Annotated in this window: 13 protein-coding genes; 1 reads left to right on the top strand and 12 read right to left on the bottom strand. The window is 64.9% G+C overall.

Going from position 1 to position 13,111, the window contains the following annotated elements; translation table 11 throughout:
- The first annotated feature begins 22 nt into the window (after positions 1-22).
- Positions 23-1,450, top strand: a complete 1,428-nt coding sequence (locus STE01S_RS01105; RefSeq protein WP_062764102.1) for a WS/DGAT/MGAT family O-acyltransferase — start codon at positions 23-25, stop codon at positions 1,448-1,450.
- Between the two features lie 34 nt (positions 1,451-1,484).
- On the opposite strand, the gene rbfA is transcribed toward STE01S_RS01105, so the two are convergent.
- From rbfA to STE01S_RS01160, 12 genes are all read right to left on the bottom strand, one after another.
- Complete coding sequence (gene rbfA / locus STE01S_RS01110; protein WP_062764104.1) at positions 1,485-1,895, bottom strand: 30S ribosome-binding factor RbfA; 411 nt, start codon at positions 1,893-1,895, stop codon at positions 1,485-1,487.
- Between the two features lie 53 nt (positions 1,896-1,948).
- Complete coding sequence (infB, locus tag STE01S_RS01115; protein ID WP_062764106.1) at positions 1,949-4,492, bottom strand: translation initiation factor IF-2; 2,544 nt, start codon at positions 4,490-4,492, stop codon at positions 1,949-1,951.
- A gap of 17 nt (positions 4,493-4,509) precedes the next feature.
- A complete protein-coding gene (locus STE01S_RS01120) occupies positions 4,510-5,280 on the bottom strand; it encodes a DUF448 domain-containing protein (RefSeq protein ID WP_062764108.1) in 771 nt (256 codons plus the stop codon).
- Positions 5,261-6,895 carry a transcription termination factor NusA gene (nusA, locus tag STE01S_RS01125; protein ID WP_003042722.1) on the bottom strand — a complete coding sequence of 545 codons (1,635 nt, stop codon included), beginning with the start codon at positions 6,893-6,895 and terminating at the stop codon, positions 5,261-5,263. Before nusA ends, STE01S_RS01120 begins: the two co-directional genes overlap by 20 nt.
- Entirely contained in the window at positions 6,895-7,440 is a 546-nt protein-coding gene (rimP, locus tag STE01S_RS01130) for a ribosome maturation protein RimP (RefSeq protein ID WP_062764113.1), read from the bottom strand. Before rimP ends, nusA begins: the two co-directional genes overlap by 1 nt.
- A 627-nt stretch (positions 7,441-8,067) precedes the next feature.
- Complete coding sequence (gene mmsB, locus STE01S_RS01135) at positions 8,068-8,943, bottom strand: 3-hydroxyisobutyrate dehydrogenase (protein WP_062764115.1); 876 nt, start codon at positions 8,941-8,943, stop codon at positions 8,068-8,070.
- Entirely contained in the window at positions 8,940-9,197 is a 258-nt protein-coding gene (locus STE01S_RS20215; RefSeq protein WP_162928173.1) for a hypothetical protein, read from the bottom strand. The genes mmsB and STE01S_RS20215 overlap by 4 nt, the downstream gene beginning before the upstream one ends.
- Positions 9,194-9,976: an enoyl-CoA hydratase-related protein gene (locus STE01S_RS01140; RefSeq protein ID WP_062764117.1), complete on the bottom strand. Its 783-nt coding sequence runs from the start codon at positions 9,974-9,976 to the stop codon at positions 9,194-9,196. The genes STE01S_RS20215 and STE01S_RS01140 overlap by 4 nt, the downstream gene beginning before the upstream one ends.
- A 97-nt stretch (positions 9,977-10,073) precedes the next feature.
- The gene (locus STE01S_RS01145) at positions 10,074-11,120 is read right to left on the bottom strand and encodes an enoyl-CoA hydratase/isomerase family protein (RefSeq protein WP_062764119.1); all 1,047 of its coding nucleotides are present in this window, start codon (positions 11,118-11,120) and stop codon (positions 10,074-10,076) included.
- Between the two features lie 130 nt (positions 11,121-11,250).
- Positions 11,251-12,396 carry an acyl-CoA dehydrogenase family protein gene (locus STE01S_RS01150; RefSeq protein WP_062764121.1) on the bottom strand — a complete coding sequence of 382 codons (1,146 nt, stop codon included), beginning with the start codon at positions 12,394-12,396 and terminating at the stop codon, positions 11,251-11,253.
- A complete protein-coding gene (locus STE01S_RS01155; protein WP_062764123.1) occupies positions 12,393-12,794 on the bottom strand; it encodes a RidA family protein in 402 nt (133 codons plus the stop codon). The genes STE01S_RS01150 and STE01S_RS01155 overlap by 4 nt, the downstream gene beginning before the upstream one ends.
- Positions 12,787-13,098, bottom strand: a complete 312-nt coding sequence (locus tag STE01S_RS01160) for an I78 family peptidase inhibitor (RefSeq protein WP_082813172.1) — start codon at positions 13,096-13,098, stop codon at positions 12,787-12,789. Before STE01S_RS01160 ends, STE01S_RS01155 begins: the two co-directional genes overlap by 8 nt.
- Positions 13,099-13,111: the final 13 nt, after the last annotated feature.

Here is a 13,111-nt window from a genome sequence, read left to right on the forward strand (position 1 = left end):
ATTAACAGTGGGGAGAGCTGCAATGCGATTGATGCCGGTGACCGATGCGATGTTCCTGTGGGGGGAAAGTCGCGAAATGCCGATGCATATCGGCGGCATCAACCTCTACACGCTGCCCGACGATGTCGACGAAACCGATTGGCTGAACGAACAGCTCGCACTGTTGCGCCAGTCGGAAGGGCTGCGGCGGCCGTTCAGCGAGGTGCTGAAACTCACCCCGCTCGGCCAGTACGGCCCGATCCGGCTCGAACCCGACCGCGACATCGACATGCACTATCATGTGCGCTCGGCCGCGCTGCCCAAGCCGGGGCGCTATCGCGAGATGTTCGAACTCGCCTCGCGCCTCCATTCCAGCCTGCTCGACCGCACCCGCCCCTTGTGGGAAATCACGCTGATCTCAGGGCTCCCCAATCGGCAGATCGCAACCTTCAAGAAGGTGCATCATGCGCTGATGGACGGCGCGGCGAGCATCCATTTCTATAATTCGATGTTCTCGCCCGACCCCAAGGAACGGCGGACCTGCTCGCCGCTGTCGGTCGAGGCCTATGAAGCCTATAAGCGCAAATTCCCGTCGCCCAAAAAGCCGCCGCGCCCCAGCCTGACCGACATCGCCGCGATCGGCGAGTTTCTGAAGGAGCAATGGGGCAACAGCGTCGGCGTGACCAAGGCGCTCAACCAATATGTCGCGGCGATGTTCGGCATCGGCGGCGAAGGGCTGGTCACCCCCTTTGCCGGCGTGCCACGCACCAGCTTCAACCGCAACATCACCGGCGCCCGCCGCTTCGTCGCGCAAAGCTGGTCGCTCGAACGCGTCCGCGCGGTCGGCAAGGCCTATGACGGGACGATCAACGACGCGGTGCTCGGCATGTGCGCGGGCGCGATGCGCAAATATCTGCAATCGCTGAACGAGCTGCCCGACAAGCCTTTGAAAGCCATGGCGCCGGTGTCGATCCGGCCCAAGGACGATATCGATTCGGGCAATTCGGTTGCCTCAGTGACGGCCAATCTCGCGACCCATATCGACGACCCCGCCGAACGCATGGCGGCGATCCAGGGATCGATGAACGCCGCCAAGGCACAATTGCGCGCGATGACCGCGCAGCAGATCCAGCTCTATACCGCAATCACCAATTTCCCGCAGATGCTGACCGCGCTGACGCGTACCGCCGACAAATTCCCCGCCTATTCGGCCACCATCTCCAACGTCCCCGGCCCGCGCGAGCAGATGTACTGGAACGGCGCGCGGCTCGACGGCATGTATCCCGCAAGCATCCCCGTCGACGGCATGGCGATGAATATCACGCAGGTGTCGAATTTCAGGAATATCGACTTCGGCATCACCGCCTGCCGCCGCAGCGTGCCGCACGCGCAGCGGATGATCGACTATCTGGAAGAAGCGCTGGTCGAGCTTGAGGCCGCGGCAGGGATCAAGACGCCGAAGGGAAAATAGCGCCTATCCGCTCCCACCAACCCGTCATCTGGGCTCAGTCTTGAATTTCGCCCTCGCCGCTGCCCAAGTCGCGCGCCACCTTGGGATCGCGCAGCAATTGCTCGATGTGGCTCGCTTCGTCGAAGCTTTCGTCGGCGAGGAATTTGAGCTTCGCCGCATATTTCATGCGGATGCGGTGCGCGACTTCGCGCTGGAGATAGGCGGTGTTGGTGCGCAACGCCTTCAGCACCGCCTCCTCGTCGCGGCCGAGCAGCGGCTTCACGAATACCGTGGCATGGCGCAGGTCGGGCGACATGCGCACTTCGGTCACGCTCACCGGATGCGTCGCGAGGACATCGTCATGCACGTCGCCGCGCTGAAGTATCTCGCTCAGCACATGGCGCACCTGTTCGCCCACGCGCAGGACGCGGACCGAGGGGCCTTCGGGTTTTTCGTTATGCCGCATCGCTCAATATCCTACCGCACCCCCGCGCATGCAGGGGTGCGGCGATGGTTCGATCACAACGTCCGCGCGCGTTCCTCGACCTCGAAGACTTCGAGGTGATCGCCCGGCTTGATGTCGTTGGTATCCGCCAGCACGACGCCGCATTCCAGGCCCGCGCGCACTTCGGCGACATCGTCCTTGAAACGGCGGAGCGACGCGATGGTCGTTGCCGAGACGATGACGTCCTCGCGCGTGAGACGCGCGTGGAGCCCCTTGCGGATGATGCCTTCGAGCACCAGCAGACCCGCGGCCTTGTCGCGCTTGCCGGCCGGGAAGACTTCCTTGACCTCGGCGCGGCCGACGACGGTTTCGACGCGTTCCGGGCCCAGCTCGCCCGCCATCTCCTTCGCGACTTCCTCGGTCAGGTGATAGATGACGTCATAGTACATGAAGCGCACTTTTTCGCGGTTCGCGATCTCGCGCGCCTTGGCGTTGGGGCGGACGTTGAAGCCGATGATCGGCGCATTCGTCGCCGCCGCCAGCGTCACGTCGCTTTCGGTGATCGCGCCGGCTCCCGAATGGAGCACGCGGACGCGAATCTCGTCGGTCGACAGCTTGTTGAGCGCGTTGACGATCGCTTCGACGCTGCCCTGCACGTCGGCCTTGATGACCACCGGATATTCGATGACATTGGCCTTGTCGGCGAGCGCCGAGAACATGCCTTCCAGGCTGACCGGCGCCTGCGCCGTCCGCTTCTTGAGCGCCTGTTCCTGACGATAGGCGGCGACTTCGCGCGCGCGCGCCTCATTCTCGACCACGGTCAGCGTGTCACCCGCCATCGGCACCCCGCCGAGGCCCAGAACCTCGACCGGCATTGACGGACCGGCTTCCTTGATCTGCTGGCCCTGATCGTTGACGAGCGCGCGGACGCGACCGCTTTCGGCGCCGCAGACGAAGATGTCGCCGACCTTCAGCGTACCGCGACGGACGAGGATCGTCGCAACGGGGCCGCGGCCCTTGTCGAGCTTGGCCTCGACCACCGTCCCCTCGGCCGAACGGTCGGGGTTGGCCTTGAGCTCCATGATCTCGGCCTGAAGCGCGATAGCGTCGAGCAGCTTGTCGAGGCCAGTCTTCTTGAGCGCCGAAACTTCGACATTCTGGACGTCGCCGCCCATTTCCTCGACGACGATCTCATGCTCGAGCAGGCGCTCGCGCACGCGCTGCGGGTTCGCGCCTTCCTTGTCGACCTTGTTGATCGCCACGATGATCGGCACGCCGGCCGCCTTCGCATGGTTGATCGATTCGATCGTCTGCGGCTTCAGCCCGTCGTCGGCCGCCACCACCAGCACCGCGATATCGGTGACATTGGCACCGCGCGCGCGCATTTCGGTGAAGGCTTCGTGGCCCGGCGTATCGAGGAAGGTGACTTGGCTCCCGTCGGGGGTCTTCACCTGATAGGCGCCGATATGCTGGGTGATGCCGCCGGCTTCGCCCGACTGGACGCTGGTGCCGCGCAGCGCGTCGAGCAAGCTGGTCTTGCCGTGATCGACGTGGCCCATGATGGTGACCACCGGCGCGCGGGGCTTCATCTGTTCGGGCGCATCGACGTCCTGATCGTTGCGGATATCCACATCGGCTTCGCTGACGCGTTTGATCTCGTGCCCGAATTCGGTGACGAGCAGTTCAGCCGTATCCTGGTCGATCGTCTGATTGACGGTGACCATCATGCCCATCTTGAACAGCGCCTTGACGAGATCGGCGCCCTTTTCGGCCATGCGGTTCGCCAGTTCCTGCACGGTGATCGTGTCGGGAACGACGACTTCGCGAACCTGCTTTTCGCGCGGACCGCTCGGCATCAGGTGCGAACGCTTTTCCTTTTCGCGAGCGCGCTTCAGCGCGGCGAGGCTGCGCGCACGCGCGCCTTCATCTTCGTTGAGCGCGCGCGTGACGGTCAGCTTGCCCGACTGACGCCGGTGATCGCCGCGATGTTCCTTCTTCTGTTCGGGGCGCTTCGGTTCGGGACGCTTCGGCGCCTCGACCGGCGTGAAGCGACGCGGCGCGGGCGCAGCGCTGCTCGTCGTGGCGGCGCGCGGCGCGGCTTCGGCCGGCTTGGCTTCGGCAGCAGGCGCGACCGGCGCTTCGGCGGCGGGCTCGGCAGCAGCCGGAGCGGGCGCTTCCTCGGAAGCCTTGGATTTTTCCTCGCGCGCTTCGGCGGCACGCGCGCGCTCTTCCTCGAGCGCGCGGGCGCGTTCGGCCTCTTCGCGGCGGCGCGCTTCTTCAAGCGCGGCGAGACGCGCCTCTTCGGCTTCGCGCAGCAACTGCGTCTGGCGCTCCTGACGCGACATCAGGCTGTTGTCGGCCTTGGGCGCGGCAGGCTTGGGTGCCGGTGCGGGCGCAGCCGGCTTCGGCGCGGGTGCAGGCGCGGCCTCGACCGCTTCAGCCTCGGGCGCGGGCGCCGCTTCGCCGGGACGGCCAAGCACGCGGCGGCGCTTCACCTCGACCACCACCGTATTGCGGCGGCCGTGGCTGAATTGCTGCTGCACCTGTCCGGCCTCTACCGTACGCTTCAGCCCCAAGGGCTTGCGGGTCAGAGTCGGCTTGTCCTGTTCGTCACTCATCGAAACGTCTTATTCCTTCAATACGCGTCCGAAACCGGAGAGTCCGTGTCGGGCTCCCTGGACGCCATCCCATTCCCCGCCGTGCGGGAATCCTGATCGGAAACGCGGTTGGCCGCGTCCCTAAACCATCCGGTGAAAAACTGCCAGCGGCTCAAATGCGCCAGCACCCGGTCGGCGGCACGGGCGTCGGTCACGCCCAGATGCACCGCATTTTCACGCCCCAATGCCATAGATAGGGTGTATCGGTCCACCGGCAAGACCGTGCCCTCGCGGCCGGACCCTTCGTGATCCTCGCCGACCCGCCACGCCTGTGCCAGTTTCTTGCGCCCATCTTCGCCGGCATCCTGCGCATGCAGGAGCAGGCGGACCTGGCCGCGGCGCGCCGCGTCCTCGATCCGCTCGCTGCCGAGGATCAGCATTCCGCCGCGCGCCTCAAGCCCCAGCCGGTCGAGCGTCGCACGCGCGAGTTGCGCCTCGATCCGCGCGCCCAGATCGTCGGGAATCGTGAAGGCGCTGTCCTGCAGCGCCCGCGCCAGCCCGCCCTTGAGCTTGCCCTTCGCCTGCGCCGCTTCCAGCGCGTCGCGGTCGACCCCGATCCACGCGCCGCGCCCCGGCGCCTTGCTGAGCACGTCGGGCGCGATCGTGCCGTCGGGCCCGAGCGCAAGGCGCACGAGCCGTCCGGCCGGCGCCACGTCGCCGGTTACCACACAGCGCCTTTCGGGCGCGTGCTGTCCGCGCTTACCCGCGCGGTCGGTTTGGCTTAGCTGATCATTGCGCGGGGTCCGCATCGGCGGCCTCCCCGGTCTGGGCTTCGGCTTCGGCAGCCGGTTCGTCGTCGAACCAGTGCGCGCGCGCCGCCATGATGATCTCGTTGCCCTGCTCTTCCGACAGGCCATATTCGCCGAGCACGCCGCCCTTGTCTTCGGCGCGTTCCGAACGCTCGCGCGCCGGGCCGCGGCGATTCTCGCTGCGCTTCTTCGCGATCAGTTCGTCGGTCGCGAGGTCAGCCAGATCGTCGAGCGTCTTGATCCCCGCCTTGCCGAGCGTGACGAGCATCGCTTCGGTCAGGTGCGGCAGTTCGGCCAGATCATCCTCGACGCCAAGCCCGCGGCGTTCCTGGCGCGCGGCTTCTTCGCGGCGTTCGAGCGCTTCGGTCGCACGGCTCTGCAGCTCTTCGGCCAGTTCGTCATCGAAGCCTTCGATGCTCGCCAGTTCGTCGAGCGGCACATAAGCGACTTCTTCGAGTTCGCCGAAGCCTTCGGCGACGAGCAACTGCGCGAGCGTTTCGTCGACGTCGAGTTCTTCCTGGAACATCGTCGAGCGTTCGACGAATTCGCGCTGGCGCTTTTCGCTCGCGTCGGCCTCGGTCATGATGTCGATCTGCTTGCCGGTCAGCTGGCTGGCGAGACGGACATTCTGGCCGCGGCGGCCGATGGCAAGGCTGAGCTGATCGTCGGGAACGACGACTTCGATACGGCCGTCATCTTCGTCGATGACGACGCGCTGCACCGTCGCGGGCTGCAGCGCGTTGACGACGAAGGTCGCGGTGTCTTCCGACCAGGGAATGATGTCGATCTTTTCGCCCTGCATTTCCTGGACGACCGCCTGAACGCGGCTGCCCTTCATGCCGACGCACGCGCCGACGGGGTCGATCGAGCCGTCATAGCTGATGACGCCGATCTTGGCGCGGCTGCCCGGATCGCGCGCCGCGGCCTTGATCTCGATGATGCCGTCGTAGATTTCGGGCACTTCCTGCGCGAACAGCTTCTTCATGAAGTCGGGGTGCGCGCGGCTGAGGAAAATCTGCGGTCCGCGATTTTCGCGGCGCACCGACAGGATCAGCGCGCGGACGCGATCGCCGACGCGCATCAGTTCGCGCGGGATCTGCTGGTCGCGGCGGATCACGCCTTCGGCGCGGCCCAGGTTGACGACGATGTGGCCGAATTCGACCGACTTGACGACGCCGGTGATGATCTCGCCCGCGCGGTCCTTATATTCCTCGAACTGGCGCTCGCGGTCGGCTTCGCGGACCTTCTGGAAGATCACCTGCTTCGCCGACTGGGCGTCGATGCGGCCGAGGTCGACCGCGGGCAGCGGATCGACGATGAAGTCGCCGACCTTCGCATCCTTCTGCAGCTTCTGCCCGGCGGCAAGGTCGACCTGCTTGAAATAATCATCGACCTGTTCAACCACCTCGACGACGCGCCACAAGCGAAGGTCGCCGGTCTGCGCGTCGAGCTTGGCGCGGATGTCGTTCTCGGCGCCGTAGCGGGCGCGCGCCGCGCGCTGGATCGCTTCCTCGATGGCCTCGATGACGATGCCCTTGTCGATCATCTTCTCGCTGGCGACGCTGTTGGCGATCGCGAGCAGTTCGGCCTTGTTGGCGGAAATGGCAGTGGCCATCAGTCCTGTCCTTCTTCTTCCATGTCGTCGGCACCCTCGATCGAGAGCGGGACGGTTGCGGCAATCAATTTGTCGGTAAGGACGAGCTTGGCCGTGTCGATCGCGTCGAACGGCAGCTTGTGCTCGACCCCTTCCTTGTCGAAAATCGTGACGATACCGGCGTCGATGCCGGCGAGTTCGCCATTGAAGCGCAGGCGCCCGTCACGCTTTTCCTTCAGCGCGACCTTCGCCTCATGCCCCGCCCAGTCGGCAAAGTCGGCGGGACGCGTCAGCGGGCGGTCGATCCCGGGCGACGACACTTCGAGGCGATAGGCGCCCTCGATCGGATCCTCGCCCGCTTCCTCCAGCGCGTCGAGCCGGTCCGAAATGCGGCGCGACAGATCGGCGCAATCGTCGATCGTCAGCTGGCGCGTATCGGGCCGTTCGGCCATCACCTGCAGCGTCGGATCTTCCTCGCCGCCGAAAAAGGCGACGCGCACGAGCGCAAGGCCCATCGCCTCGGCTTCGGGCGCGATGATCGCATTGAGGACGTCGAAATCGACCAAGCTTCATTCCCAAATATCGCGACCGGAAAAGCCATGCGTTTACGGCCGCCGCGGCCCGCGGCCCCGACGTCCTATATGGCTACCCATGTCTAGGAGTGAGCGTGCATATAGGCGCGTTGCGGGGAGTCGGCAAGCGGAGATTGGGGTGGGCGGCTTTCGGCCGGTTGGGTCATCGGGCCGGATCGGCATGGATGGCAGTTGAGGACCGATTGCTGACATTTACAGCATCGTCATGCTGAACTTGTTTCAGCATCCATGGACGGAGCTTTCCTCCGGCGCAGCACATAAGGAAATGGCGCACCATGGATCCTGAAACAAGTTCAGGATGACGAGAATCGAAAGGCTGGAATCTACCCCATTCCCGCCGCTGCCGATCGGTATCTAATGACCGGAATCGACCGGTTGCGGACGTTCGATCCTCATCGTCGTCCCGGACTTGATCCGGGATGACGAAGGTATGAAAGTCCCGCTTCGACGTTGTGCACCCCGGCGAAAGCCGGGGCCCAGGGCTTCACGGCACCAACGGCGGCTTTTAACGCTCTGGGCCCCGGCTTTCGCCGGGGAACACGAGCGGTTAGCGGCAACGGCGACCAACTACCCCAAAACCGTCACGGGCGGCGTTGCCGCTCAATCCTGCAATGTCTTGATGATCGCGGAAAAATCATGTCCGCCGTCGTCGGCGGCGACGAACGCTTCATAGAGTTCGCGGGCCTTCGATCCCATCGGGACATCAGCCTCGACGCTCGCCGCCGCTTCCATCGCGAGGCGGAGGTCCTTGAGCATAAGGGCCGCGGCGAACCCGCCCTTGTAATCATTGTCGGCGGGCGTCGTCGGCCCGACGCCGGGGAGCGGCGCATAGCTGGTGAGCGACCAGCATTGCCCCGACGACACGCTGGCGATGTCGAAGAATTTTTGCGGATCGAGCCCGAGCTTCTGCGCGAGCGCGAGCGTTTCGCACGTCGCGATCATCGACGCGCCCAGCAGCATATTGTTGCAGATCTTCGCGCCCTGCCCCGCGCCCGCGTCGCCGGCGTGGATCACCGCCTTGCCCATTTTCGCGAGGATGGGTTCGGCGCGCGCGAAGCCTTCGTCGGTGCCGCCGACCATGAAGGTCAGCGTGCCCGCATTGGCGGCGGCGATACCGCCCGAAACCGGCGCATCGACCGCGACGAGGCCCTTCGCCGTCGCCGCCTCGATATTCGCGCGCGCCGTCGCGACGTCGATCGTCGAGCAATCGAGCAGCAGAGTGCCGGGCGCGGCGTTGGGGAAGACGTCGGCTTCATAAACGCCCGCGACATGCTTGCCCGCGGGGAGCATGGTGACGACGGCCTCGGCGCCGGTCACCGCGTCGGCCGCCGATGCGGCGCGGGTGCAGCCCGCCTCCACCGCCCGCGTCAGCGCCTCTTCGCTGAGGTCGAAGGCGCGGACGTCGTGGCCCGCCTTCGCAAGGTTCGCAGCCATCCCGCCGCCCATATTGCCGAGTCCGATAAAGGCGATTTTCATAGTATTTCCAATTCGTTGAGAATGACAACTACGCCAATGAACGTGAAGAAGGAGCCCAAGACAAAGCCAAGGATCGCTTGAAGATATTTGAGGAACCAATCGAGCCTCGTCAGAGGCTGCGGTTCTTCACCTGCCGCGTTCAGGATCATTCTTTCCAATACGCCGGTCGTTTCCTGTCGCCGATATCGCCAATGATTCCACCCGGCCCAAAAGAGCAGGAGTCCCATCGCCAAGGCGAGCAGACCAGTTGTCACCGCCCTTTCCACACGCCTTCGCGCTTTTCGATGAAGGCGGCCATACCTTCGGCCTTGTCCTCGGTCGCGGCGAGAATCTGGAACAAGCGGCGTTCGTAGAGAAGGCCCTGGTCGAGCGTCGTTTCGAACGCGGCATTGACCATGTCCTTGTTCACCATCGCGGCCATTGGCGGCATGCCTGCAATCGTGGTCGCCGTCTTCACCGCTTCGTCGACCAGCGTTTCATGCGCGACTACCCGCGCGACGAGGCCCGAACGCTCGGCCTCTTCGGCGTCCATCATCCGGCCGGTCAGGCACATTTCCATCGCCTTCGCCTTGCCGACCGCGCGGGTCAGACGCTGCGACCCGCCCATGCCGGGGGCGACGCCGAGCTTGATTTCGGGCTGGCCGAATTTCGCCTTTTCGCTGGCGATGATGAAGTCGGCCATCATCGCCAGTTCGCAGCCGCCGCCCAAGGCAAAGCCGTTGACCGCAGCAATCCACGGCTTCCTGACCTTCTTCACGAAGTCGCTCGTCCATTTCGAGAAGAAATCCTCGAGATAGAAATCGGCGGCGGGCTTGTCGGCCATTTCCTTGATGTCGGCACCCGCGGCAAACGCCTTGTCGCCCGATCCGGTGAGGACGGCGCAGCGCTGGCTGTCATCGGCCTCGAACGCCGCGAAGGCAGCGATCAGGTCGTCAAGCACATCGGAGTTCAGGGCATTGAGCGCCTGCGGGCGGTTGAGCGTGACGAGCGTGACGGCGCCGCGCTGTTCGACGAGGAGGGATTCGTAGGTCATTCGGTATCTCCGGATTTTCGTCATGCCGGACTTGATCCGGCATCCATTCCTCCCACCAAGGCAGAATGGACCCCGGATCAAGTCCGGGGTGACGAGTTTATGGTAGCGGGGTCCATTTCTCATTCTCGGGCAGCGGCGCGAAGATCGCGTCGATCCAGTCGTCGGTGACTGCCTCGGGCGTCGGCGGGTCCCATTTCGGGCTATTGTCCTTGTCGATAATCAGCGCGCGGACACCCTCGATGAAATCGTGCATCTGCACCACCCGGCTGCCGATCGCATATTCCTGCGTCATCTGCGCGGCAAAGTCGTGCATCTCGCCGCCCTCCTTGAGCTGGCGGAGCGCGACCTTGCAGGTTTGCGGCGATTTGCCGTGGAGCGTCGCCAGTTCCTTTTCGGCCCATTCGCCGCCATCGGTTTCAAGCGCGGCAAGAATCTCTTCATAGCTGTCGCTGGCGAACAGGCGGTTGATCCGGTCGATATGCTGCATGATCGCGGCGGGCGGCGCGGTGACCGACAGCTCGCCCAAGATACCGCCAATGCGGTCGGGGTGCTGCGCGATGCGCGCCTTTGCCTCGGCGATCTTTTCGGACGGCAGATAGTGGGTCGCGAGGCCCAGCGCGAGGCATTCGGCCCCGTCGAGCCGCGCGCCGGTGAGCGCGAGATAGACGCCGACGCGCCCTTCCAGTCGCGGCAGATACCAGCCGCCGCCGACGTCGGGGAACAGGCCGATCCCGGTTTCGGGCATCGCAAAGCGCGTATGTTCGGTCGCGACGCGATATTTCGCCGGCTGCGAAATGCCGACCCCGCCGCCCATGGTAATGCCGTCCATGAAGGCGACGACGGGCTTCGCATAGGTGAAGAGCAGATGGTTCAGGCGATATTCGGTGTGGAAGAACTGCCGCGCCTCCGTTCCGTCCTTGGCGCCGCTTTCCGCGAGCATGCGAATGTCGCCGCCGGCGCAGAAGCCGCGGCCTTCGCTATGGTCGATGATGACCGCCTCGACGGCCTCGTCATCGCGCCATTTTACGAGCGCGTCGATCATCGCCCGGCACATCGGCAGGTTGAGCGCGTGGATCGCCTTCGGACGATTGAGCGACAGGCGGCCGGCATGGCCGTCGATCGAGATGAGGATGTCGTCGGTCATACAAGAGGTCCTTCGAGACGGGCCTTCGCCAGGCTCAGTCCCTCCTCAGGACGAACGGCGGCAAAGGAAACCCGTTTGTGCTGAGGAGCCGCTGAGCCTGTCGAAGCGGCGTCTCGAAGCATCGTATTCATCATTGGCGTAGCAAATCCCTTCCCACGATCATTCGCATCACCTGGTTCGTCCCTTCGAGGATCGAATGGACGCGCAGGTCGCGCCAGAAACGCTCGATCGGATAATCCTTCAGATAGCCGTAACCGCCGAACAATTGCAGCGCGTCGTTGACGATCTTGCTGCCGTTATCGGTCGCCAGCCGCTTCGCCATCGCCGAGAAGCGCGACTTGTCGGGGGCGTTTGCAGTCACCTTCGCCGCCGCCATATAAAGCAGCGCACGCGCGGCTTCGAGGTCGGTCGCCATGTCGGCGAGCATGAACTGGGTGTTCTGGAAATCCGCAATCGGCTGGCCGAACTGCTGGCGGTCCTTGGTATAGGCGATCGCCTCGTCGAGGCAGCGCTGTGCCCCGCCGAGCGAGCAGGCGCCGATGTTGAGGCGGCCGCCGTCGAGCCCCGCCATCGCAAAGCGGAAGCCGTCGCCTTCCGCACCGACGCGGTTTTCGACCGGCACCTTCACATTGTCGAAGATCACCTGCGCGGTCGGCGAGGCGTTCCAGCCGAGCTTGCGTTCCTTCGCGCCGAAGCTGACACCGGGCATGTCCTTTTCGATGACGAGGCAGCTGATCCCCTTCGGTCCCGGCTGGCCGGTGCGTACCATCGTCACATAAAGGTCGTTGACGCCGGCGCCCGAAATGAACTGCTTGGTGCCGTTGACGACATAATGGTCGCCGTCGAGCGTCGCGGTGGTCTTGAGCGCCGCGGCGTCGGACCCCGAACCGGGTTCGGTGAGGCAGTAGCTGGCCATGCGGTCCATCGTGACGAGGTCGGGAAGATATTTCGCCTTCACCGCAGAGCCGCCGAAGCTGTCGATCATCCAGCTCGCCATATTGTGGATCGAGATGAAGGCGCTCGTCGCCGGGCAGCCGTAGGACATCGCCTCCATGATCAATGCCGCCTCGAGCCGACCGAGGCCGATACCGCCCGATTCCTCGCTGACATAGATCGCCGCGAAGCCGAGTTCGGCCGCCTGCTTGATCACGTCGCGCGGGAAATGCGCCTTCTCGTCCCATTCGGCCGCAAAGGGCGTGATGGCGTCGGCGGTGAACTTGCGCGCCATGTCCTGGATCGCGCGCTGGTCGTCGGTAAGCTGGAACTGGTCGGTCATATCCCTGTCTCTAAAATGGCCTCGGCCTCGATTTCGACTTTCCATTCGGGGCGGATCAGCGCCGGAATGACGAGCATCGTCGCGGCGGGGCGGATCGCGCCGAATATGGCGCCATGCGCCTGTCCGACGCGATCGGCATCGGCGGCGTCGGTGATATACATGCGGGTGCGCACAACGTCGGCGAAGCTGCCGCCCAGGGCTTCGAGCGCTTCGCCGATGATCGTCAGGCAGCGCGCGGCCTGCACTCCGGCGTCGCCGACGGTCGACGAACCGTCGGGCTCGATCGGCGCGCAGCCGGCGACATCGATGCGATTGCCGACCCGGACTGCGCGGCTGTAGCCGTACACGGGTTCAAAGGGTGACGCCGAGCCGTGATTGCGCCGCGAGCCGTCAGCCACACGTAACCTGCGTGATCTTGTAAGCGTCGTCGTACATGACGTTCACCCGGTCCTGCCGATAATCCATCGTCATCGCGCTGCGCGGCGGGCCCCAGCGCAGCGTGCGCGCGCCGGTCGCTTTCAGGATGGCGCCGCCCAGATCGGGGCTCGCGGTCTGGCCGACATAGCTTTGCGCCGCATCGGCGCTGCACGTCATCACGGCCGGCGGCGGCGGCCCGGCATCGGAGGGAGAACCGTCCCCGGCGCTGGCGCAGGCGGCGAGCGGCAGGACGGCGGCGAGGGTCAGAAAACGGATATCCATCATATATCTCCCTTTC

This window comes from Sphingopyxis terrae subsp. terrae NBRC 15098 (genome assembly GCF_001598815.1).
In the GTDB taxonomy this organism is placed as follows: Bacteria; Pseudomonadota; Alphaproteobacteria; order Sphingomonadales; family Sphingomonadaceae; genus Sphingopyxis; species Sphingopyxis terrae.